Genomic DNA, 22845 nt, shown 5'->3' with positions numbered 1-22845 from the left:
GCCGAGCACCACAGCGTCAGCGGGTCGGGCACGGCCACCGGCATCGCGCCGGGCTTTACCTTCGCCATCATCAACGCGCCACACTTCAGCGACAACGGCGAATACCTGGTCACTTCAGCCACCTATGACTTCGCTGAAAATTCCTACGCCAGCGGCGACACCGGCGACAGCCGTCACAACATCCACTTCACGGTGCTGCCGTCGTCGGTGACGTACCGCACGCCGCCGGAAACGCCCTGGCCGAAAACCCACGGCCCGCAGACCGCGAAGGTTGTCGGGCCTAAAGGCGAGTCGATCTGGACCGACCGCTATGGACGGGTGAAGGTGAAGTTTCACTGGGACCGGCTGGCGAAGGGCGACGACACCAGCTCCTGCTGGGTGCGCGTCTCCAGCGCCTGGGCGGGCCAGGGATTTGGCGGGGTGCAGATCCCGCGAGTGAACGACGAAGTGGTGGTGGACTTCATCAACGGCGATCCGGATCGTCCGCTGATCATCGGCCGGGTTTACAACGAGGCAAGCATGCCGCCGTGGGCACTGCCTGCAGCGGCGACGCAGATGGGGTTTCTGAGCCGGTCGAAGGATGGCACGGCGGACACCGCGAACGCGCTGAGGTTTGAGGATAAGTCGGGTGAGGAACACCTGTGGATTCAGGCGCAGAAGAACATGGATACCCATGTTAAAAACGACGCCAGCCATTCAGTCGCCAACAATCACAGCCATTATGCGGGCGGCAATGAGCTCTACCGTGTCGAAACCAACCGTGTCCACGGTGTAAAAGGGGGCGAAGAGCGGCTGACCGGTAAAGGCAAACTCGATGCGGTGGTCGATACCTATGTAGTGGGTTCGGGGACTAAACTTCGCCTTGAATGCGGAGAGAGTGCTATCGAACTGAATGCGAACGGCCAGATTAATATTGTGGGCAAGGGGTTCAATATTTTCGTGCAGGGCGATGGTCATATCACCACCTCTGGCGGCAAACTGAACCTGAACACAGATGGCGCGAAGCCGGGTACAAGCGCACCGGGCTCCAGTCATAAACAAAACATCAGCCAGGCCGTAGAGAATCTGTTCCCGCCGAAGCAGAAAGGACAGGCGGCTCCGGCTGCGCCAAAAGCTGCGGCGGCACCGGCGAAAGGGGCGGCTGCACCGTTAAAACAAACCGCTAATTCGGATGACGCTAAGAAACTTGATGACAGTGTTGTTCGATCAATTATGAAGTCAGAAGGAGCGGGTGGTGAACAGGGCGGTGTTCCGGAAATGTACGGTTTCAGAAAAGGATTTGGGCCTGCATATAACGATATCGCAACCGCCAGGAAGAAGTATGGTCAGGGGAGTGATGAAGAATTTGAGGTGGTGTCAAAATATATGAACCAGACAGCCCAAAAAGCCGGGGCGCTTAATTTTAGTGATCCAGGAAAACAAGCAGCCGTTATGTCATTAGCACACATGAGAGGAGTGGGAGGTGCTCAGGCTATACTCAATTCTATGAGTGGTGATGATATCGTCAAATCTTCGCAACTCACTGAAAAATCTATTGACTATGTTGAAAAAATGGGTTCTTCTGAATTCCAAAATGACCTTGTCAGCGCCAGATTGAATTATGACAAGGCTATATATGGTTCAACCACTACGGTGAAAAATGGTGTTTCATATAACTGGTGGGATCATTATTCAACCGGTTTGACTAAGCGCTATACCAATGAAGCTGCTGAATTTTTGAAGTTTTCAGGTGAATGAAATGAATCTATTTATTAAGTTATTTTTTCTGGTTGTTTTTACAGGTGGCTCAATAGGTGTTGCAACAGCATCGGATACTCAGACGGCTTATTCTCAGTATAATAACCTGAATAATGTTTCAGCTATTTTTAATGACCAGAAAGTCGTTTCCAGTTTAAAATCTGTTTTAGGCAGCGAGTACAGTGACTTTAGCCAGAATTTTGATGTATTTGGCGAGCCTCACAAAACAGCTAAGGGGGGTATATTTGTCGAGGGCTGGTTAAAAGATCTTTATCTTGAGCAGGCTTCAGCATTTGTTATACAGCCTGACGGTAAAGTGTATGCTGCATGGATGCTGCCTGAAGATAATAAAATACATTATGTAAGCAATGATCGTGCAAATAATAAAATGCAGGAAGATATTGCGAGTTGGGCAAAGCGTTTTGATAAAGAACAGTCAGTTACTCCTGCTAAAAACCAAAAAGAAATGCAAAGCAATAGCGAGAAAGTTTTCGAGACGGAAAAATTCAAAATCAAAATAACGTCGCTTTGCCCTGTGGGTTCGGAGTGTAATGACGTTAGTTATGAGGGTGTAAGGAAATCAGATGGGGCAGTTGTAAGATTAAAAGGCAAAGCCATGAAAAGTGATTGTGGTCAAGCATCCTGCCCGGTGTTGAGTTATAAATTCCGTAATCATGATGCAACCTATATTATCAATAATGTAATTAGTAACCTTACTGTTGTTGTTAATAATAAAATCGTACTATCTGAAGACGGAAAGTGGAAGAGTGATTCCGAGTAATTAAATTCCTGTGTGATGGTGTGCTAATTTTACGCACTATCACACACGATTTTTGCACATCATATATAAATGGATTTTTAAAGTGGCAGATCTTAAATATAATTTATTTTTCGATTAGGTGTGCTGCTGTCTGATATTTTTTTATGCTCATTGTGTAATGGCGGATTATTTCAGTACTGAACTAAATGCCTCTGACTTTCGTGTAATTATTAATCATCATTGTTTTGCTTTAGGTGAAGATTGTAGCAGTTAAACTCAGAAGCAGGCGGGCACGCAGATAAGTGAAAACTTTGACTATAACAATAACCTAATCTGTGAAAAGCGTGATGACAACTCGCTCAGCCAGTCGCTGTAACTCTAAATTTACCTAATCTTAACGGCTGGATTAATAGGGTTAATGATTGTCTGGATTTTAAAGGTTAATCAAATGAATAAAGTTGGATTTAGCTTAGCGGTTTTGTTGTCAATCTCTTCATTATCCTTGTTTGCTTCTGATAATTTTACTGGTCAGTGGAGTGGGCAAGAGAAAAATGATAATGGATCATTATATTCCACTCTAACATTAATGTTAAAACAGAATAATAATAACATAACGGGTAGTTATTGTTATGTGACAAGGGGCGGAAATAAAATAGATTGCCCTGATGATAATGACAGCAATCTCAAAGGTACTGCAAACGGTAAAAATGCTTTGATTGAATTTGATTCTTCATTTGGCGGAGTGAAGGGTAAAGCAAATTTAGAACTTAAAGATAATAAAGTTTTATGGAAGTTAATCAAAGACCCTGAGAATGGGGATTTTTATGCGCCAAAAACTTATAATCTTGACAAAGATGTTAGTGAAGGAGATTTAAAATCAGATATGAAGGTTTTGTCTACATCTGATTTCACGATTACTTTATTGAATAGTTGTGGGGGTTTTTATACTGTGTGTGATAAGGTTAAATACATAGGCCTCAGAAATAAAGATGGAAAACAAATTACTCTTGAAGGTAAAACTACACAGCCTGTAAACTCAAATAAAGCTGAAGGGATGCTTTTCAATAATAGCGGTGTAGATTATGTTGTGAGCTTTAATCCGCTTGAATTGAAGGTGGTACAGGGTAATAAAACGCTTGTTAAGCAAGGTGGCAGGTGGGAATGATAATTTTCATTATCACTCAAGTGAGATTTTTACTGTATTTCAAGTAATAAGAATGACATTATAATAATGTTATGGGTTTTATTAGGGTGGTGATATGTACTCTCCACCCCACATAATGTTGAAGTGTGAGTAATTTCTTTAATTTAAAAGATTTTAATTACGTTACTCTTAGTGATTAAATACCCTTCTTGTTTTCTATTGTCAACCCCCGATAAAAACACAATGATTGTAAAACGTTATTTCGCCAGCATTATATTTGTGCCTGTCCTCATGGTTTTATCCTGCATCGTCAGGGCTGAATCCAGCACGGAATTGACCGTTCCTGCTCTTAACGAGGGCGATTTTTCCGTTCTGCTAAACGACTATGCTTTCACTCCCGGAGACACATGGAGCAATGAAAGCTTCATACGGGCTGGTAAGGCTCTGAGTTCAGTTCTGGCCGGAGAAGTGGCTATCAATAACCAGCAGTACAACTACTTCCAGCATAGCTATGACGGCTTTGAGTTGTTCAGCGCTGCGGCGGCTGGAGATGCCAGCCACACGGTTCTGGCTGAGATCCTACTGGAAAATGCCAATGTGCCGACGTCCCGAAATATAAAGGTAGGCGATAGCCTGGAACAGGTTCAGCAAGCCTATGGACCCGGAAAAGAAGATAACAGTGATAATCAGCACTGGGTTGTCTACCAGTCGAGCGGGAAACAGTTGATGTTCCAGATTGACCAGGGAAAAGTCAGCTGCATCATGTTGAAAACAGATATGGGTGCAGAGCAAAGCGAAATCAGCGCTGATCAGGCTATCAGCGCTGCAACCGAAGCAATTCATACCTGGCGCCTGACCACCCTCGATGAGAAATGCCTGCGGTACGATCTCGACGACAGCAGTGATGAAAGTTTCTTTGTCATTACGGTCCGTGAAGATAATCACGACGCCAGTTGCGGTGGCGATCCTGATATTACGCATCGACTTTTCGACATTAAAGTTGCGCGTGATAATACACAGATACTCACTAATGCCGATAACGTTGATGGCGAATACCATAGCCTGATTCCATCCGCCACAAACAATTAATAAAACGGACACCCAATATGAATTATCAGTTCAATGAGGGCGCCTTTGCGCTTTTTCCTGCTGCCTGGCAGGACACCACCATGAATATTCTCCGCGATGAAGCCAGTGGGCTGGCATGGGTTGTGAGCCGTGGCGTTATTTCTGAGGACAGTGATGCGGAAAAAGAGTTTCAGCGTCAGTGGGACACATTGCGGAGTCAGATGGGCCATATCCAGCAGACTGAATTTGCGCGTTTGATGGCAGGTGTGGATAACACATTACACGCGGTAGAAGTTGAAACCGTATTTGACCGTAACGGGCAGGCAGTGTGGCAGAAACAGCTGGCTACACAGGTCCCGGATACCAACATCTTAATGATTTTTACGCTCTCAGCCATGCGTCCATTCAATGAAGAAGACGGACAGCGCTGGAGTGCATTTAAACAAAGCCTGAGTCTGAACAATCCACGGAAAGCATAACCTATGGATAACCCTGCGGCCCGCGTGGGCGACGAGATCATTCACTCCAGCATTTTCGCTGATATCACAAGCATTGTTGCGGAAGGTGCGGCCTATGCCGTCATTGGTGCCGCAGTGGGTGCTGCTATCGTCTCGGCAGCGCCCCTGCTGGGTACAGGGGCGGCAGCGGCGAGTGTAGCAGCCGTGGGTAACAGTTGCCTGCTCAGCGGTATTCTGGGTGGTGTACTGGCCAATGCCGTTGGTCTGTCACAAGAGGTCAGCAAAGCGGCCGATGGGCTGGGAAACATGATATTCCCGCCGTCACCCGCCGGAGTAATCGCCAGTGGATCAGTGAATGTCTACGTTAATGGTCTTTTAGCCGCACGCGCGGCCGGGATGCTCACGCCCGGCGAGTCACCGCCACCGGAACCACAATCGCCGCAGAGCTTCGCCGACTATGGCGGCATGTTGCTCTCTGCGGTGGGTCAGTTTGGCAGTGCAATGTGGCAGCCCACGGTAGCCTCCGCCGATGCGGGCACCTCTCCGCTGGAGCAGGACAAAGTGGCCTGTGAAAAACACAGTGCACCGCAATATCTGGCTCAGGGATCGAAAAGCGTCTTTATCAATGGCCAGCCTGCAGTGCGCGCAAAGGATAAAACCACCTGTGACGCCACCGTGAGCGACGATGTTTCCCCCAATGTCATTATTGGTGGTGAAACCGTTACGGTACGAGAGATCAAAAGTGGCAAGGTGCCAGGCCTGGCCGTGATGATGATCGGCCTTTCCCTTATCCGTGGTCGCCCCGGTCAGATCCTGAAAAATATGCCCTGCGCGCTGGCCGGTGCCGTGGGCGGTATGGCGGCGGACATGGCTATCAATGCGGCCTTCTCGTCGCTGTTTCCGGTTCATGCGGCGACCGGCGTCAAAGTCCTTAATGATGATGCCGAGCGCGATTTTTCCCTTCCCGGACGTTTCCCGCTCAGTTTTCAGCGCAGCTATAACAGCCTGACCCAGCGCGCTGGCCTGTTTGGTCAGGGCTGGGCCACGGTGTTTGACAGCTACCTGACGCTGGAAGGGAATCGGGCAACCTGGTTTGATGACAACGGGCGCGAGCTGAGCTTTGACGTTCCCGGTGACAAAGAGGTGCTCTACAGCATCAGCGAAGGGCTGATGGTACGGCGCAACGCGTCTGGCGATATCGCCATTGCCGATGACGACGGTGCGGTATGGCGTCTTTACAGGTGCACGGCCGCTGATCCGCAGGTGCTGCGGCTGGCTTCACTGAGCGACGAGTACGGTAATGCGCTGGAGATGGGCTGGGATGAACAGGCCCGCCTGGTGCGTATCCATGACGCGCCGCTGGCAATTGACGTCACGCTGCACTACGACGACAAACAGCATACGCGGCGCCCGACATCAGCCAGCCATTTTGATGGCGATCAGCACTGGCCACTGACGCGCTGGACCTACAATGATCGGGGCCAGCTTGCCAGCGTCACCGATGCCGCAGGCGTTGTCTCACGACGCTTCCGTTACAACGATGACGGGTTAATGGTCTGGCATCAGCTGCCGGGCGGGCTGGAGAGTGAATATCGCTGGCAGAAGCTGGATCACTGGCGCGTTGTAGAAAACCGCACCAACAGCGGTGATGGCTGCCACATGCATTACGATCTTGAGGCGGGCATCACGCGCGTGTCGACCTATGACGGTCAGCAGCGCGAACATCACTGGAATGCCGCGGGCCTCATCACCTGTTTTATCGATGAGCGCGGTGAGAAGTGGCGTTATGAGTGGGATGAAAACGAACTCCTGACGCGTCGCATCGATCCGCTGGGCAACGCGGTGAGCTTCACCTATGACGATCTGGGCAACCGTGTTGAAGAGAAGGATGCTGACGGTGGTGTGCAGGCGGTACAATGGCTGTCACACCGTTCGTTGCCCACGGTTGTTGCCGGAGCAGACGGTTCCACAACGAAATACTATTACGATCCCCATCACGGCCTTGAACGCGTTGTTGATGCGCTCGGGCAAAGCACGCTCTATCAGCGGGATGAGTTCGGACTGGTTGTCGAAGAGACTGACGCAGCAGGTAATAGCTACCGCCGTGAGTTTAATGATGCCGGCCAGGTTATCCGTGAAACCGACTGTTCAGGGCTGACCACGCGCTACCGTTATCATCCCCTGGGCTGGCTCAGCTGTGTCATCGCGCCGGATGGTGAAGAAACCCGTTATCACTATGATGCAGCAGGCCGTCCTCTTCAGCTGGAACGTGCAGAAGGATGGGAAGAGCGGTTGCACTGGAGTGAAAACGGACTGCCGCTGGCCTATGAATCGGCTGATGGCAAGCGCAGTGAATTCCGTTACGACAATGTCGGGCGCTTGATCGCCAACCGTAATGCACAGGGTGAGACGGTTCAGCGAAGCTGGGACAGCCGTGGCCGGTTGACGGCGCTGCAAAACGAGAACGGCGAGCAGTATCACTTCGAGTGGGGCGCAGATTCTCTGTTGCTGGCCCAGGTCGGGCTGGATGGCGTTGCCACACGATATGACTATGATGCGGCGGGCCGCACGGTATCACGCAACTTTGCCGCCGGACATCCTGAGTCCATTACCCATCGCTATCACTGGAGCCGTGCGGGGCAACTGCTGGCGCGGACCACGCCGGAAGGCCAGACGCGCTATCACTACAGCGGTGGGGGTCAGCTGGGTAAAGTGTCGCAGCATCTGCCGCTGTCTGACACCGAGTGGAGCCAGCAGGCCGAGCAGGAGATTACCTTTAAGTATGATGCGCTGGGCCGCATCGTTGCTGAACAGGGAGAGCAGGGCGAACTGGCGTGGGAGTATGACGCGCTGGGTAACTGCACAGCCTTAACCCTGCCGGATGGTCGTAATCTCAAGCAGCTTTACTATGGCAGCGGCCATCTGCTGAGCATCGTGTTAGACAACCTGCCGGTCACCGAGTTTACCCGTGACACGCTGCACCGGGAACTGAGCCGGACACAGGGCGGCCTGACCATGCGCAGTGAATACGATCGCTTAGGCAGACTGCGCCGCCGTGACGTGTTTAAGGGTGACTCACAGCGACCTGCACCGCGCGTCTGGTCCCGCCGGCGCGACTTCGATTACGGCAACAACCTGATCCGTGAAGAGCGCGACGATAATCCGTTCAGCCAGACATTATGGAACTACGATAACGCCGGCCGGCTGTTGTCTCAGGACGGTGCGCAGCCGGGTAATGAACAGTGGCGCTGGGATAGCGCAGGCAACCCGCTGGATCGCCATAGTGCCGCTCATGTCATGCATAACCGCGTTACCGAACTGAACGGTATCCGCTGGCAGTACGATATCCATGGCCGTACCACTGAGAAAGATGACGGCCATACCCGCTGGCGATATCGCTATGATGGGGAGCATCGCCTGACGGATGTGATCAGCGAGCCGCGGGACCGCAATAAGCCGCGCACTAAGGTGAGTTTCCGCTACGATCCGCTTGGGCGCCGCATCAGTAAAACCAGCCAGCAGCTTTCACAGGGAAGACAGTCGGGGAACACCGTCACGACGCGCTTTGTGTGGGAAGGCTACCGCCTGCTGCAGGAAATCCACGACGGGATCCCGCTGACCTACGTTTACAGCGACAGCCAGAGCTATGAACCACTGGCGCGTATTGATGGTGTGGAAAGCCCTGAGATTTACTGGTTCCATAATGCGGCCAACGGAATGCCGGAACTGCTGACTGACGGTGAAGGGCAAAAAGCCTGGGAAGGTATCAACAGCCCGTGGGGCAAGCTGCTGCGCGAGTCCAGCCAGCGGATGCCAGTTGTTCAGCAGAACCTGCGTATGCAGGGCCAGTACCTGGACCGGGAAACCGGACTGCACTACAATCTGTTTCGTTATTATGATCCGGACAGCGGACGGTTTACCCAGCAGGACCCGATAGGGCTGGCGGGCGGGATCAACCTTTACCAGTATGCGCCGAATGCACTGGGGTGGGTGGATCCATGGGGGCTGAGTTGTAAGAATGCGTGGAATGCATTCCAGAAAAACACTAAAGGTGTATTCTCAAGTAGAGGGTGGGCGGCAAAAGCTTATAAGGCAGTTCGCGGTAGGGATAAAGTTAACAATCCTTTCCCTAATCCTAAAACTTACCTTGAACCTGCTTATGTGGCTGAGCATTTATCAAAGTTCGAAGGGGGTGTGTCAAAAATCGCGTGGGGAGTAAATCCAAAGTATTCAGAGATTGGACCGCAAGGAGGGCATTTTGTTATGCCTAAATCAGTTGCAGATGATGTAATTAGTCGAGCTGGCGGTCATGTGCCTACAATTGAGAAATTGTTAGGATTGCCGAAAGGAGAATTGGGAAATGCGCCAGTGAGGATCGACATACCCAATCCAACAGGATTACGTATGCCATCTGGCAATGAGTTGGGTGCAAATGATTTTTGGGTGCCTGGTGGGTATACATCAGGAGGGATTCCGGAAGCAGCTATTGATCCTACACCACTCGCGAAGGCAATAATTAGTAAAATATAATTTAAGGGGGAAGTCATGGAAAAGCTTATATTTAGTGGTTATGGTATGTTTATCACTCATGAGGATGGGAGATACTATATAAATTATGATGCAGGTGGAATTGTCAATAAAGATGTTAAATATGAAATAAGTGAAGAAGAATCACATAAAGCACAACAAAGCGGGCAAGATGCATATGATGTTATGTTACTTACGCAAGTAAGAGAAAAAAATCGTAGGTAATGATCTTTTTGTTTTACATTTCATAACATCATTAATCCTAAAGGATTTTTGTCGGGTTAATAGAGCGCAGAGGAAATAATTATTTGACTCTGTAGAATTTGAAAATTTATCCATGTAAAAGGTTGGAAATAATTAGTTTGGGACACAGTCCCATGATTATGGAAAGGCAGCCAAAGCTAAGGAGCAATATTTTTTAAACCTTTACTTCGCAGATGAATAGAGCTGGTTTGGCATTGCCTCCAGAATGAAATGGTATGGTTGCAATAAAAAATGGCAGATAGCTCCAAGTATAACAATAATCAAAGGTAGAGCAGTTGCGCAATCTGAATATGGCACTCAGTACAATGATAGTGCAGATTAATTTTTTATTCTTCAATCTTGGAAATATGGGAATTTATTGTGAAGTCTACTTCTGAATTATTATTGAATGACGCCCTCAAAAAGGTAGTTGACGCTATTAGTCGGCATGAACGCAATGAGAAAGCACCTCTTTCTATCCATGCGTTGACTCAGGTAAAAAAAGAACTGGAAGAAATGATTAGGGTAATGAATCCAAAGGTTTATATGCCTGCGTATCCACGTTTTATTATCGATTGGCCAGGCGAAGATATACTGATAAAAGAATTAGTTCATATTGCCGCTCTATACGAAAAAATAAGGAAAAACTAAAAAACCGGAAGTGATCCCAGCGATCCTTTCGGCTTTTACTTTAGCAGTCCGCCGCCAGGGTAATACAGCCTGCTCCAACCCTAACTCTGGCCGCCTGCCCCGTCTCAAACCCTGCCTCCCTTAGCCACTTACCGGACAGGACCATCGACGGCGTGTAACTGTCAGTATTATCACCAGCCCCGCTGGCGATATCGCTACGATGGTGAGCATCGCCTGACGGACGTCATCAGCGAGCCACGGGACCGTAATAAGCCGCGCACTAAGGTGAGTTTCCGCTACGATCCGCTTGGGCGCCGCATCAGTAAAACCAGCCAGCAGCTGTTACAGGGCAGGCCATCTGGCAACGCCGTCACGACGCGCTTTGTGTGGGAAGGCTACCGCCTGCTGCAGGAAATTCACGACGGCACTCCGCTGACCTACGTTTACAGCGACAGCCAGAGCTATGAACTACTTGCGCGTATTGATGGTGTGGAAAGCCCGGAGATTTACTGGTTCCATAATGCGGCCAACGGAATGCCGGAGCTGCTGACTGACGGTGAAGGGCAAAAAGCCTGGGAAGGTATCAACAGCCCGTGGGGCAAGCTGCTGCGTGAGTCCAGCCAGCGGATGCCTGTCGTTCAGCAGAATCTGCGTATGCAGGTCCAGTACCTTGACCGGAACAAATTTGCTTAAGCAAATTTGAACATCGCTTCAGCGATGGCCCCAAGGGGGTGAGGCACCGCAGGGGCCGAATCAACCGGACTGCACTACAATCTGTTTCGTTATTATGATCCGGACGGCGGACGTTTTACCCAGCAGGATCCGATAGGGCTGGCGGGCGGGATCAACCTCTACCAGTATGCGCCGAACGCGTTCAGCTGGATTGATCCGCTGGGGCTGAGTAAATGTAAGGGCCGCAGCAAGTCAGATCCATATAAAGGTGTAAAGGATGCGTCGGCTTATTTAAAAAAAGTCGGCACTCCGAGAAAATTTAGAAAGCAAACGTTGGAGTCATTCGAAATAGATTCAATCAGAGTTCGTAAAGCGACTGACTCAGAATACGGGTTAAGATATTATGATGGTGTCGATGCTAAGGCGAGAGGTAGATATATTTTTGAGACATTCCCTGCTACCCGAGAAAGCCTGGCAGTGAAGACAGAATGGAATCAGATGACCAATGTGTCTCAGTTTAAAGTTAAGCCGGGTTCTGTCATTCTTGAAGGAAGGGCATCATCTCAGGGAGTCGGTTTACCCGGTGGGCAGATACAAAAATACATAACTGATCTCAATAACTTATTAGATTTATGAAAATGACAAAAGTAAAAAAAGCAGTTGTAAAGATACAAAAAGCTATAGATGAGCTTGAGAAAGCTATTATCACTCAAGATATAAAAGTGTTATCTGTAAGTTCCGTATCTCAACTTACAAAATTTAAGGAAACTTTTTCTAATATATTAACGATAATTAAATCGGATAATCTTCCTCCTAAGAATGAAAGGGTTATAGGTATATCAAGGGTTATAGTTGATCAATGGCCTTTTGATCTTGAGTTGGGAATTATAATTATCGATGCAGAACAAGCTTATAAGGAAATATAGTTAAAAAAGCCGGAGGTGGTCTGAATGATACTTTCGGCTTTTAACTTCATCCGCCCGTCGTCAGTGTAAGACAGCCCGCCTCCCCTCGGACGATAACAGCCTGGCCGGTCTCAAGCCCCGTCACGGCCAGCCACCTACCCGCGATGCTGCACTGAGCGGTAATAAAGGGTGCCCGCCTTTCATCACCGAGTTAAAACCGGCTTAGCCCAGCACCCGCTTTGCTTGGTGCTGCAGTACATCGCGTCAAGGATCGACGCCATCGGCATCTGTTCTTCTTAGTCCCTCTACCTGACTGCTTCCAACCTTCAAACCTCAAAAAGGAACATGGGTCACTGAGGGTACTGCTGCTCCGCAAATAAGTACTAATAGATTGGAAGTTCTGGAAGGCGGAGGCTATCAAGGACTGATAAGTATCAAGGAATTAGCAAAATCCACGATAATTAGAACAGACAGAGTGAGTTTCTAATAATATGAATATACAAAAAGCTATTGAAATTTTAATTGAACTGATCGACTTAGTAGAAAGGAAAAATAAATCACAAGGAAAGGAATTGTACAAGTCAGCATTGGATGTTTTAAAAAATGAAAATTGTTCAAATATTGATTTAGAGCTTTTGTACAGGAATTTTTTTGGGTATCTGGCTCATGGTGAGTTTGATGAAGAAGAATATCAAAAGGTGTTGCAACTGATCAGTATTTTAAATAAATAAAATCTCATTTACTCATCGCTGTCACTACCCTGATGAGGGTGACCGGGCCTGAGTAAAGTATCGCAGTATCTGCCGCTGTCGGACACCGAGTGGAGCCAGCAGGGCGAACTGGCCTGGGAGTATGACGTGCTGGGTAACTGTACTGCCCTGACGCTGCCGGATGGCCGTAACCTGAAGCAGCTTTATTACGGTAGCGGCCATTTACTGAGCATCGCATTAGACAACCTGCCGGTCACTGAATTTACCCGTGACACGCTGCATCGGGAGCTGAGCCGGACGCAGGGCGGCCTGACCATGCGCAGTGAGTATGACCGCTTAGGCAGACTGCGCCGCCGTGACGTGTTTAAGGGTGACTCACAGCGACCTGCACCGCGCGTCTGGTCCCGCCGGCGCGACTTCGATTACGGCAACAACCTGATCCGTGAAGAGCGCGATGATAATCCGTTCAGCCAGACATTATGGAACTACGATAACGCCGGCCGGCTGTTGTCCCAGGATGGTGCGCAGCCGGGTAATGAACAGTGGCGCTGGGATAGCGCAGGCAACCCGCTGGATCGCCATAGTGCCGCTGATGTCATGCATAACCGCGTCACCGGACTGAACGGTATCCGCTGGCAGTACGATATCCATGGCCGTACCACTGAGAAATATGACGGCCACACCCGCTGGCGTTATCGCTATGATGGGGAGCATCGCCTGACAGACGTCATCAGCGAGCCACGGGACCGCAATAGGCCGCGCACTAAAGTGAGTTTTCGCTACGATCCGCTGGGACGCCGCATCAGTAAAACCAGCCAGCAGCTGTTACAGGGCAGGCCGTCCGGGAACACCGTCACGACGCGCTTTCTGTGGGAAGGCTACCGCCTGCTGCAGGAAATCCACGACGGCACTCCGCTGACCTACGTTTGCAGCGACAGCCAGAGCTATGAACCGCTGGCCCGTATTGATGGCGTGGAAAGCCCGGAGATTTACTGGTTCCATAATGCGGCCAACGGAATGCCGGAACTGCTGACAGACGCTGAAGGGCAAATAGCCTGGGAAGGTATCAACAGCCCGTGGGGCAAGCTGCTGCGTGAGTCCAGCCAGGGTGTTCCTGTGGTGGAGCAGAACCTGCGTATGCAGGGCCAGTACCTGGACCGGGACAAATTTGCTTAAGCAAATTTGAACATCGCTTCAGCGATGGCCCCAGGGGGGTGAGGCACCGCAGGGGCCGAATCAACCGGACTGCACTACAATCTGTTTCGTTATTATGATCCGGACAGCGGACGGTTTACCCAGCAGGACCCGATAGGGCTGGCGGGCGGGATTAACCTTTACCAGTATGCGCCGAATGCGCTGGGTTGGGTGGATCCGTGGGGGTTGAGTAAGTGTAGTAGTGGAAATAAGGATAAACCGGATTTCTATGTTGGGCCAGCAGGGCCAAGTGCGACAATGCCTTCAACAGGTTATAGGTACATGAGGTATCTTGATGATGATGGAAGTATTAACGCTTGGGCTACACCAACTATCAATAATAAGGTAGCACCAGTGACTTACTTTGGTTTTAAAAAATTCGATTCAGGTTCGGAAGCGAGAGACGCTTTCCAAATAAAAGGTCTTGATAAAACTAACAAGTTAGATCCCAGAGATAAGTCCTGGAGTGATGCTCGTTTGCGCGGAGATTTTGATACCTTACAATTATATGAAAATGGAGTGCCACAAGTAAGACATCCTAGAATGTATGGCGATAAAATAGGCGCACCATTGGAGCCATTCACCGCCGCCTACCCAAAATTTGGTAAGGGTGGAGTAGAACAAATGTATGCAGAAAATAGAATGGTGCATTTCGACGAAGTAAACATATTGCCGGAGGAGTGATGGATTATTTTTCGTATAATGAAGTTTTAGATTATCTTGAAATTTTCTTTAAAAAGGAAATTAAAGATCCTGACAGCTTAAAAGAAATGCTGCTAATGTTACAATTGTGCCGGGAACATAAAACAGTCACAATCAGGGCCATAGATCAACTCTTTATGAATTACAGGAAAAAGTTTCAGGATTACACTGTACCTACTACTGAAGAAGAGGAAGTTTGGAAAAATTTACTTAATGCATGGCAATAATGATGTATCTTTTTCTATCCGGCAATAGTTTGTTAAACGGCCAAACCACCTAGGTCGCCGTCATTTATTAATAGACAGGTTAGTGGCGATGAAATCTTTTATAAATATCATGGTAAAATCAATAGATTAGGAAGGGATTTCAATTACGTCACTAAAAAGAAATATACTTCATAGGCAGAACTAAGGAAAGATTTGGCCATCCTAAAAAAATGGGGCGTTAAGATAGACCGGGTTACAACCTTCAAACCTCAAAAAGGAACATGGGGCACTAAGGGTACTGCTGCTCCGCAAATAAGTGCTAATAGATTGGAAGTTCTGGAAGGCGGAGGCTATCAAGGACAGATAGGTATTAAGGGATTAGCAAAATCTAAGACAATTAGAACAGGTAACATGAGTTTCCAATAATATGAATATACAGAAAGCTATTGAAGTTTTAATTGAACTGATCGACTTAGTAGAAAGGAAAAATAAATCACAAGGAAAGGAATTGTACAAGTCAGCATTGGATTTTTTAAAAAATAAAAATTGTTCAAATATTGATTTAGAGCTTTTGTACAGGAATTTTTGTGGGTATCTGGCTCATGGTGAATTTGATGAAGAAGAATATCAAAAGATGTTGCAACTGATCAGTTTTTTAAAGAAATAAAATCTCATTTACTCATCGCTGTCACTACCCTGATGAGGGTGACAGTGCCTGAGTAAAGTATCGCAGTATCTGCCGCTGTCGGACACCGAGTGGAGCCAGCAGGGCGAACTGGCGTGGGAGTATGACGCGCTGGGCAACTGCACTGCCTTAACCCTGCCGGATGGTCGTAATCTCAAGCAGCTTTACTATGGCAGCGGCCATCTGCTGAGCATCGCGTTAGACAACCTGCCGGTCACCGAGTTTACTCGCGACACGCTGCATCGGGAGCTGAGCCGGACGCAGGGCGGCCTGACCATGCGCAGTGAGTACGATCGCTTAGGCAGACTGCGCCGCCGTGACGTGTTTAAGGGTGACTCACAGCGACCTTCATCGCGCGTCTGGTCCCGCCGGCGCGACTTCGATTACGGCAACAACCTGATCCGTGAAGAGCGCGACGATAATCCTTTCAGCCAGACATTATGGAACTACGATAACGCCGGCCAGCTGTTGTCTCAGGACGGTGCACAGCCGGGTAATGAACAGTGGCGCTGGGATGGCGCAGGCAACCCGCTGGATCGCCATAGTGCCGCTCATGTCATGCATAACCGCGTTACCGAGCTGAACGGTATCCGCTGGCAGTACGACATCCATGGCCGTACCACTGAGAAAGATGACGGCCACACCCGCTGGCGTTATCGCTATGATGGGGAGCATCGCCTGACGGATGTGATCAGCGAGCCCCGTGACCGCAATAAGCCGCGCACTAAGGTGAGTTTTCGCTACGATCCGCTGGGACGCCGCATCAGTAAAATCAGCCAGCAGCTGTTACAGGGCAGGCCGTCTGGCAACGCCGCCACGACGCGCTTTGTCTGGGAAGGCTACCGCCTGCTCCAGGAAATCCACGACGGGATCCCGCTGACCTACGTTTACAGCGACAACCAGAGCTATGAGCCGCTGGCCCGTATTGATGGTGTTGAAAGCCCGGAGATTTACTGGTTCCATAATGCGGCCAACGGAATGCCGGAACTGCTGACTGACGGTGAAGGGCAAAAAGCCTGGGAAGGTATCAACAGCCCGTGGGGCAAGCTGCTGCGCGAGTCGAGCCAGCGTGTTCCTCTGGTGGAGCAGAACCTGCGTATGCAGGGCCAGTACCTGGACCGGGACAAATTTGCATAAGCAAATTTGAACATCGCTTCAGCGATGGCCCCAGGGGGGTGAGGCACCGCAGGGGCCGAATCAACCGGACTGCACTACAATCTGTTTCGATATAATGATCCTGACTGCGGACGGTTTACCCAGCAGGACCCGATAGGGCTGGCGGGCGGGATCAACCTTTACCAGTATGCGCCGAACGCGCTGGGGTGGGTGGATCCGTGGGGGCTGACAAATGAGTTGGTAACATTTTGGCCCCCTAATGATGGTGCATTAAGACCTGTAAAAGTAAGCATTTTGAATCCAGGAGAATTAATTGATCGTTATGGCTACCCCGGCGGTAAATATACATCTCCGATTGGTACCCCTTATTCTATGCGAGCACCGGCTCCTGGAACTGAAACCAAACCATACACGGTATATGAAGTTATGAAACCCATTCCCAGAGTGCTCGAAAGTAAAATAGCGCCTTGGTTTGGTGAGATCGGCTTAGGTACACAATATCTTTTGCCAGAATCAGTGCAGTCTCTAATTGATTTCGGACATTTAAAAGAAGTTAAAACAGGGAGGAAATGTGGATAAAAATTTATTAATCAAAGCGTTATCATCTATGGATATTCCAGCGGATAGCTATTCAATTGATGATATATCTAATGAATCTTTATGTTTAATCTATGAAGGGTTGCTTTGGAAGATATTTTATAGTGAAAGAGGTCATCGTACTGACGAAAGATGCTACGCCGATGAAGAATCTGCATGCAAAGCATTTTTGGCGAGATTGAAACATATGCTGGGATGTTAAATAAGAATGTTAAAGCCGGAAGATTCTCACGATGAATCTGTTGGCTTTAATTTTAGGCAGAGTGAAGTTGGTAGGCGGGTATTATTCCCCCTTTCGTTGTTTAAGGTCTAAGTTCTTATGCTAAGCGTGCGTCTCTTATCCTATATACGCCGCGCGTCTGGTCCCGCCGGTGCAACTTCGATTACGGCAACAACCTTATCCGTGAAGAGCGCGACGATAATCCGTTCAGCCAGATATTATGGAACTACGATAACGCCGGCCGGCTGTTGTCACAGGACGGCGCGCAGCCGGGTAATGAACAGTGGCGCTGGGATAGCGCAGGCAACCCGCTGGATCGCCATAGTGCCGCTCATGTCATGCATAACCGCGTCACCGGACTGAACGGTATCCGCTGGCAGTACGATATTCATGGCCGTACCACTGAGAAAGATGACGGCCAGACCCGCTGGCGTTATCGCTACGATGGTGAGCATCGTCTGACGGATGTCATCAGCGAGCCGCGGGACCGTAACAAGCCGCGCACAAAGGTGAGTTTCCGCTACGATCCGCTTGGGCGTCGTATCAGTAAAACCAGCCAGCAGCTGTTACAGGGCAGGCCGTCCGGGAACGCCGTCACGACGCGCTTTCTGTGGGAAGGCTACCGTCTGTTGCAGGAAATCCACGACGGCACTCCGCTGACCTACGTTTACAGCGACAGCCAGAGCTATGAACCGCTGGCCCGTATTGATGGTGTTGAAAGCCCGGAGATTTACTGGTTCCATAATGCTGCCAACGGAATGCCGGAGCTGCTGACTGACGGTGAAGGGCAAAAAGCCTGGGAAGGTATCAACAGCCCGTGGGGCAAGCTGCTGCGTGAGTCCAGCCAGAGGATGCCGGTCGTTCAGCAGAACCTGCGTATGCAGGGCCAGTACCTGGACCGGGACAAATTTGCATAAGCAAATTTGAACATCGCTTCAGCGATGGCACCAAGGGGGTGAGGCACCGCAGGGGCCGAATCAACCGGACTGCACTACAATCTGTTTCGTTATTATGACCCGGACAGCGGACGGTTTACCCAGCAGGACCCGATAGGGCTGGCGGGCGGGATCAACCTTTACCAGTATGCGCCGAATGCGCTGGGGTGGGTGGATCCGTGGGGGCTGATGAAGTGTAAAGACCCTGCGAAAGAAGCGACGAAGTGGCAGGGGCCAGGGAATAGAGATTATCCAGGCATCGATGTTTATGAGAATACGGTTATAAAAAAAGGGACGATACTTTATGCTCTTCATCCTAATGGAGATCGGTTACCTGCTTATACTGTAAGCCATCCTACAGTCAGGCAGTATAAAGGTGATCCACTTGGCTATCATAAAGCTTTGCAAGTTACGCTAGACCCAGCATTTACAATGCGTTCAAAGGTGAGAGCTTACTACGTTACCGAAGATATATATGTAGCCAGAGGACGTGCTGAAGCTAATGCTCAGTATGGTCGAGGAGGGGGGCTACAGTTTTATATACCGGAAGAGGCTCGGCTTAAACTGAAACCTGGAAAAGTAATTGATATATGAAAAAAATGATTTTAGAAGAGAATGGTGCTTTGCTTGTAGATGGAAGTAAAATAGAACTTTCTTCTTACGAGAAATTTATTAATTCTTCGTTTTTTAAATCATCTGATGATCTTATAAGTGTAGGAGGATATTATTTTTCTGCAAAAAATGTCATGTGGCACAATGAACCGTTCCATGTGCAATTTAGGCCTGCTATTTTTTCTATTAATAAGAGCGTGTTCCTGATCAGTAAAACTGGTTATTTTTATAAAAACATTAATAATTGGGAAAAAAGAGCAAATTTAAACGTTTTAATTGATGAAGAGAAAAGATTGTATGAGTGGGTGATGAAAAAGTATCCAAATAATTACAAGGGTGAATTAAAAGATCCTCCTTATGGTCATGTTTGGGAATTTTCATGGGGTGAGATAACAGTACAGTCTAATGAAAGATCATTTACTTGTGGGATATATATTGAGTGGAGATAAATTTAAAGTTAATCACCCTGTTAATATATTAATGCGTAGTGCTACTGCAGAAAATTATAATGTAGGGCGTTAAGGTTTAACTATTAATCTTGGTAAGGATTATAAATGCCTGCAGGCACTACGATATTCAAGGACGAACGATTGAAAAAGATGACGGACATGCCTGTTAGCGCTATTGCTACTATGGTGACTACCGCCTGGATAATGTTATTTTTGATGTCAATTTATTTTAAAGGTTTTTTATGATGGAGTGTGGTTCTGCTATTATATGTCCTTGGTGAAAGGTTAAGTAGAATAACTATTGTTCTTTTGTTTAATTAAAACATGATGGTTTTTTAGCGTATTATATGCTTATTGATATGTAATCCTGTTGCGGTAATGACTGGGCCTGCATTCCAAATTTCAATTTTTAAGAACTCTCTCTTCATCAGTTTGAGCCTATAAGGAGATAAAATGAACCTGCCAGGAATGAATCCCGAGAATAACTTACCGGGTTATGACATCGCGAAGATGACCGGTTATGGAGCACCTGATTTTGATTTCAAAGCGCTGGGTGCAGCAATGGATTGTACTCGGGAGTTTTATCAGGCTGGCATCATCTATGCAGATGGCGCACAGCGTTATCTTGTTCGGCCTGGTCAGCGTCATCCTAATGGTCAAAGTGGTATCGTTACACATCTGATTGTGACCAAAACGCCTAAGCAAGCCACAGCGTCTAATACGGGCAAGTCACTTAGTGAAGCCGTAAGCGTAACCTCAATGGGAACGGAGATTGCCTCGACCGTGCTTTCCTGTGGTGCAATGATTATCACCGCTGGTGTAGCGGTTATCGGCGCTTCAGCAACGCCTATAACCGCTGGCAGTAGCGGCGTGCTTGTTGCTATTGGTTATGCTGGCGCTGCCGCAACAGGCGTGCAATGTGTCAATGGTATTTACCGGGTTTATGATCTCGTCGAAAACGGTGGTCAAAACGTAGCGTGGCTGGACTCTCAGGATTGGTACGTTGCCACTTCAACGTCCCTTGACCTTATTTCACTAGCCAGTGTGGGCGGTGCGTTAAAAGAAGCCCTGGCAACATGGCGAGCGATGAAATCAGTCTCTTCTTTAAAAGCAACGGAGTGGCTCCGGAACTATCCAAGGCAGGACCGGGCTCGCCTTACTGAATTAATCATTAAGGCACAAAATCCTGGTATAAGTAATAAAGAGCTTAAAGCCGCCATCCGTGCAGGACTTTATCCAAAGCGTTTCCCTGTAGAGTCGGTGCAAAAAGAACTTGTTAAGCAACTCGCGCAGGTCGTTACGAGCGCAGCTGCTGTGGCAGGCAGTGCTGTCAGTGGTATCATTGCTGCTCCAGGTAATGTGCCGCGCTCCGGGCGCTATATTGTGGGAACAATTCAATCACTGGCGGTATTTTAATGCAATTTCTATCATGGCTTGTCGGGCCAAATATCACTGAACTACTGCAACATGGTCGCGAAATAGATCAGGTAATCGCACGGCAGGATAATTCGATACTTGCCCGTTCCACTACAGAGCTTGAACGTTATTTTAAACAGCCTTCTGAGGCGCTTCCCCGGCAAAACGGCTTCCCGGTTGCGATAGTGCTGATGCTGTTGCTGATTGCATTTGCATTTAATTTGCTGACGTTTCTGCACGCTCTACCTCCGCTCAGTCCACAGATACATGCGTTGAGTTTTTTTGTTCCCTCAATCGTTGTTATTGGCGCGATACTCACGGCCAGTTACCTGCTTGCGCGAGGCCATACAGCCGGTGTGGCGGGGCTGGCTTACGTCTGTGCGATGTTGCTTATATCGACTGTTTTACTATTGAGCTACAGCGTAGTTATGGGTAGCCACTCGGGCCTGTGGCTGATTCTGGCACTCGCGGCTTTGGTGGGTGCTCGCTGGATACTTAACGGGCAGGCTTTCATCCTGTTTGCCATTTACTGCCGGACACAACGCCTCGCCAGCGTCGCCCGGCAGCGTCGCATGAAATAACCCATACTGGTCTGAAGTGCTATTATCGCGGAATACCCATTCCGCGACTCTCTTCTATTTTTCTCTCAACACGATCTTTTTCCTATGACCCACTCCTTCTTTTACTCCATCCCCTGTCCCATTTCCCCTGAAAAACCCACCCATCATCATTATTCCCTCTGGCTATAACCTGCCGTTATACCCTCCTGCTAAACAAGCATTCGTCACCTTTCAGAGCGCATGAAATAGTGGTTTCAGAACCTGATCTTTTGGCTGAAACGAGAGACAACATGCTAATCCCACAACCCTATTTACTCTTTCTTGGTGATGTTACCGATCCCCTTGCGGCAAAAACGGCGCGCGGTATTCATATCTGGCGGCCGGAGCAGTGCGTTGGCGAAATTAAACTGCCGGGCTGCACGGTCAGTCTGGGTCTGGATGAACTGGATATTCCCGGCGCCAAAGCGCGCGGAGCGAAAACGCTGGTGCTTGGCACTGCCAATGCCGGGGGCTATCTGCCAGCGCACTGGCTGGAAACGATCAAAAGTGCCATTAAAGCAGGCATGAATGTGGCCAGTGGTCTGCACCACCGACTGGTAGACGAACCGGAGCTGGTGACGCTTGCACAGGCTTCGGGTGTTGAGCTTTTTGATTTGCGTCATATGCGTCCAGTGCTCAGTGTTGGCAGCGGCAGGAAGCGTTCAGGTAAGCGGATACTGACGGTGGGTACGGACTGCTCAGTGGGCAAGATGTATACCTCACTGGCGCTGGAAGCGGCGATGCGCGCGCGTGGCCTGAAAGCCGATTTTCGTGCCACGGGGCAGACCGGGATTCTGGTCGCAGGGGAGGGCATTGCTGTGGATGCGGTCATCGCTGATTTTATTGCCGGTGCAGCAGAAGCACTGTCACCGGCGAATGACGAGGACCACTGGGATATCGTTGAAGGTCAGGGCTCACTGTTCCATCCCTCCTATGCGGGCGTGAGTATGGGGCTGATGCACGGTGCGCAACCACACTGGCTGGTCATGTGCCATGAAATGGGACGACCTCACATGCGTCATTTGCCACACCAGCCCATGGTCAGCCTGCAGGCGTGCGTTGAAGCCAATCTGCGTGCCGCGCAGGTGACCAGTGAGTCTGTTCAGCTGGCTGGCTTTGCTATCAACACCTCCAATTACAGTGAAGAAGAGGCGCTCGCTTATTGCGCCGAAATCAGCGCTGAGTTTGGCTTACCGGCCACAGATCCGGTGCGTTTTGGTATTGATGAGATCGCCGCACTGCTTCAGGAGCGTGGCTGAA

20 protein-coding genes and 4 pseudogenes are annotated in these 22845 nt (G+C 49.1%); 22 read left to right on the top strand and 2 right to left on the bottom strand.

Going from position 1 to position 22845, the window contains the following annotated elements; genetic code table 11:
- The 8 genes from EPG66_RS22955 to EPG66_RS03925 form a co-directional block, all read left to right on the top strand.
- The coding region (locus EPG66_RS22955) for a type VI secretion system Vgr family protein (RefSeq protein ID WP_246379113.1) at positions 1-1737 on the top strand (1737 nt) is incomplete at its 5' end.
- Position 1738: 1 nt separating this feature from the next.
- Entirely contained in the window at positions 1739-2518 is a 780-nt protein-coding gene (locus tag EPG66_RS03960) for a hypothetical protein (RefSeq protein ID WP_083068291.1), read from the top strand.
- Between the two features lie 427 nt (positions 2519-2945).
- A complete protein-coding gene (locus EPG66_RS22950; protein WP_235765016.1) occupies positions 2946-3662 on the top strand; it encodes a hypothetical protein in 717 nt (238 codons plus the stop codon).
- Positions 3663-3884: 222 nt separating this feature from the next.
- Complete coding sequence (locus tag EPG66_RS03945; RefSeq protein WP_240323556.1) at positions 3885-4730, top strand: hypothetical protein; 846 nt, start codon at positions 3885-3887, stop codon at positions 4728-4730.
- Positions 4731-4747: 17 nt separating this feature from the next.
- Positions 4748-5188 (top strand): DcrB-related protein, encoded by a 441-nt coding sequence (locus EPG66_RS03940; protein WP_115759211.1) that lies wholly within the window; start codon positions 4748-4750, stop codon positions 5186-5188.
- Positions 5189-5191: 3 nt separating this feature from the next.
- Positions 5192-9697, top strand: coding sequence for an RHS repeat-associated core domain-containing protein (locus EPG66_RS03935; protein ID WP_182686007.1), 4506 nt, complete (start codon positions 5192-5194; stop codon positions 9695-9697).
- 15 nt (positions 9698-9712) lie between these two features.
- Positions 9713-9919 carry a hypothetical protein gene (locus tag EPG66_RS03930; RefSeq protein WP_061901529.1) on the top strand — a complete coding sequence of 69 codons (207 nt, stop codon included), beginning with the start codon at positions 9713-9715 and terminating at the stop codon, positions 9917-9919.
- A gap of 399 nt (positions 9920-10318) precedes the next feature.
- Positions 10319-10588, top strand: coding sequence for a hypothetical protein (locus tag EPG66_RS03925; protein WP_137228691.1), 270 nt, complete (start codon positions 10319-10321; stop codon positions 10586-10588).
- A gap of 40 nt (positions 10589-10628) precedes the next feature.
- Here EPG66_RS03925 and EPG66_RS03920 read toward each other — a convergent pair whose 3' ends face one another.
- Positions 10629-10778: a SymE family type I addiction module toxin gene (locus EPG66_RS03920; RefSeq protein ID WP_376716367.1), complete on the bottom strand. Its 150-nt coding sequence runs from the start codon at positions 10776-10778 to the stop codon at positions 10629-10631.
- 296 nt (positions 10779-11074) lie between these two features.
- Between EPG66_RS03920 and EPG66_RS03915 the strand changes: the two are divergent.
- Both EPG66_RS03915 and EPG66_RS03910 read left to right on the top strand, forming a co-directional pair.
- Positions 11075-11875 (top strand): annotated as a pseudogene (locus EPG66_RS03915) (RHS repeat domain-containing protein); the annotation flags it as partial.
- A 2-nt stretch (positions 11876-11877) separates the two neighbouring features.
- Positions 11878-12165 (top strand): hypothetical protein, encoded by a 288-nt coding sequence (locus EPG66_RS03910; protein ID WP_223265939.1) that lies wholly within the window; start codon positions 11878-11880, stop codon positions 12163-12165.
- A gap of 46 nt (positions 12166-12211) precedes the next feature.
- On the opposite strand, the gene EPG66_RS23225 is transcribed toward EPG66_RS03910, so the two are convergent.
- Positions 12212-12310, bottom strand: a complete 99-nt coding sequence (locus EPG66_RS23225) for a SymE family type I addiction module toxin (RefSeq protein ID WP_223265947.1) — start codon at positions 12308-12310, stop codon at positions 12212-12214.
- 325 nt (positions 12311-12635) lie between these two features.
- Between EPG66_RS23225 and EPG66_RS03900 the strand changes: the two genes are divergently transcribed.
- The 12 genes and pseudogenes from EPG66_RS03900 to dgcN all read left to right on the top strand — a co-directional run bounded on the left by EPG66_RS03900 (position 12636) and on the right by dgcN (position 22844).
- A complete protein-coding gene (locus tag EPG66_RS03900; RefSeq protein WP_083068279.1) occupies positions 12636-12875 on the top strand; it encodes a hypothetical protein in 240 nt (79 codons plus the stop codon).
- Between the two features lie 48 nt (positions 12876-12923).
- Positions 12924-14252, top strand: a pseudogene (locus EPG66_RS03895) (RHS repeat-associated core domain-containing protein); the annotation flags it as partial.
- 78 nt (positions 14253-14330) lie between these two features.
- A complete protein-coding gene (locus tag EPG66_RS22945) occupies positions 14331-14732 on the top strand; it encodes a hypothetical protein (protein ID WP_064704466.1) in 402 nt (133 codons plus the stop codon).
- Positions 14732-14977 (top strand): hypothetical protein, encoded by a 246-nt coding sequence (locus EPG66_RS03890; protein ID WP_220495148.1) that lies wholly within the window; start codon positions 14732-14734, stop codon positions 14975-14977. Before EPG66_RS22945 ends, EPG66_RS03890 begins: the two co-directional genes overlap by 1 nt.
- A 406-nt stretch (positions 14978-15383) precedes the next feature.
- Positions 15384-15623: a hypothetical protein gene (locus EPG66_RS03885; protein ID WP_083068275.1), complete on the top strand. Its 240-nt coding sequence runs from the start codon at positions 15384-15386 to the stop codon at positions 15621-15623.
- A gap of 48 nt (positions 15624-15671) precedes the next feature.
- Positions 15672-17336, top strand: a pseudogene (locus EPG66_RS03880) (glycohydrolase toxin TNT-related protein); the annotation flags it as partial.
- Positions 17329-17556 (top strand): hypothetical protein, encoded by a 228-nt coding sequence (locus tag EPG66_RS03870; protein ID WP_139794631.1) that lies wholly within the window; start codon positions 17329-17331, stop codon positions 17554-17556. The pseudogene EPG66_RS03880 and the gene EPG66_RS03870, both read left to right, overlap by 8 nt.
- 149 nt (positions 17557-17705) lie before the next feature.
- Positions 17706-19103: pseudogene (locus EPG66_RS03865) on the top strand (RHS repeat domain-containing protein); the annotation flags it as partial.
- The gene (locus EPG66_RS03860; protein WP_182686003.1) at positions 19100-19570 is read left to right on the top strand and encodes a hypothetical protein; all 471 of its coding nucleotides are present in this window, start codon (positions 19100-19102) and stop codon (positions 19568-19570) included. The pseudogene EPG66_RS03865 and the gene EPG66_RS03860, both read left to right, overlap by 4 nt.
- A gap of 453 nt (positions 19571-20023) precedes the next feature.
- Positions 20024-20986: an Ssp4 family T6SS effector gene (gene ssp4 / locus EPG66_RS03855; protein ID WP_115758431.1), complete on the top strand. Its 963-nt coding sequence runs from the start codon at positions 20024-20026 to the stop codon at positions 20984-20986.
- Positions 20986-21567 (top strand): immunity protein Sip4, encoded by a 582-nt coding sequence (gene ssi4 / locus EPG66_RS03850; RefSeq protein WP_083068267.1) that lies wholly within the window; start codon positions 20986-20988, stop codon positions 21565-21567. Before ssp4 ends, ssi4 begins: the two co-directional genes overlap by 1 nt.
- A 269-nt stretch (positions 21568-21836) precedes the next feature.
- Positions 21837-22844, top strand: coding sequence for an N-acetyltransferase DgcN (gene dgcN, locus EPG66_RS03845; protein ID WP_115758430.1), 1008 nt, complete (start codon positions 21837-21839; stop codon positions 22842-22844).
- Position 22845: the final 1 nt, after the last annotated feature.

Origin of the sequence: Pantoea pleuroti (assembly GCF_014156615.1) — a bacterium.
Taxonomy (GTDB): Bacteria; Pseudomonadota; Gammaproteobacteria; order Enterobacterales; family Enterobacteriaceae; genus Pantoea; species Pantoea agglomerans.
The sequence above is the reverse complement of the archived record's forward strand: the minus strand, read 5'-3'. Positions and strand labels throughout refer to the sequence as shown.

What these genes read in the sequence shown, in the direction of transcription:
- EPG66_RS03945 (WP_240323556.1), top strand. Translation starts at nt 3,885, where the DNA reads ATGATTGTAAAACGTTATTTCGCCAGCATTATATTTGTGCCTGTCCTC.
- EPG66_RS03885 (WP_083068275.1), top strand. Translation starts at nt 15,384, where the DNA reads ATGAATATACAGAAAGCTATTGAAGTTTTAATTGAACTGATCGACTTA.
- ssp4 (WP_115758431.1), top strand. Translation starts at nt 20,024, where the DNA reads ATGAACCTGCCAGGAATGAATCCCGAGAATAACTTACCGGGTTATGAC.
- ssi4 (WP_083068267.1), top strand. Translation starts at nt 20,986, where the DNA reads ATGCAATTTCTATCATGGCTTGTCGGGCCAAATATCACTGAACTACTG.
- EPG66_RS03900 (WP_083068279.1), top strand. Translation starts at nt 12,636, where the DNA reads ATGAATATACAAAAAGCTATTGAAATTTTAATTGAACTGATCGACTTA.
- EPG66_RS03935 (WP_182686007.1), top strand. Translation starts at nt 5,192, where the DNA reads ATGGATAACCCTGCGGCCCGCGTGGGCGACGAGATCATTCACTCCAGC.
- EPG66_RS03860 (WP_182686003.1), top strand. Translation starts at nt 19,100, where the DNA reads ATGAAAAAAATGATTTTAGAAGAGAATGGTGCTTTGCTTGTAGATGGA.
- EPG66_RS22945 (WP_064704466.1), top strand. Translation starts at nt 14,331, where the DNA reads ATGAGGTATCTTGATGATGATGGAAGTATTAACGCTTGGGCTACACCA.
- dgcN (WP_115758430.1), top strand. Translation starts at nt 21,837, where the DNA reads ATGCTAATCCCACAACCCTATTTACTCTTTCTTGGTGATGTTACCGAT.
- EPG66_RS22950 (WP_235765016.1), top strand. Translation starts at nt 2,946, where the DNA reads ATGAATAAAGTTGGATTTAGCTTAGCGGTTTTGTTGTCAATCTCTTCA.
- EPG66_RS03930 (WP_061901529.1), top strand. Translation starts at nt 9,713, where the DNA reads ATGGAAAAGCTTATATTTAGTGGTTATGGTATGTTTATCACTCATGAG.
- EPG66_RS03940 (WP_115759211.1), top strand. Translation starts at nt 4,748, where the DNA reads ATGAATTATCAGTTCAATGAGGGCGCCTTTGCGCTTTTTCCTGCTGCC.
- EPG66_RS03890 (WP_220495148.1), top strand. Translation starts at nt 14,732, where the DNA reads ATGGATTATTTTTCGTATAATGAAGTTTTAGATTATCTTGAAATTTTC.
- EPG66_RS03910 (WP_223265939.1), top strand. Translation starts at nt 11,878, where the DNA reads ATGACAAAAGTAAAAAAAGCAGTTGTAAAGATACAAAAAGCTATAGAT.
- EPG66_RS03960 (WP_083068291.1), top strand. Translation starts at nt 1,739, where the DNA reads ATGAATCTATTTATTAAGTTATTTTTTCTGGTTGTTTTTACAGGTGGC.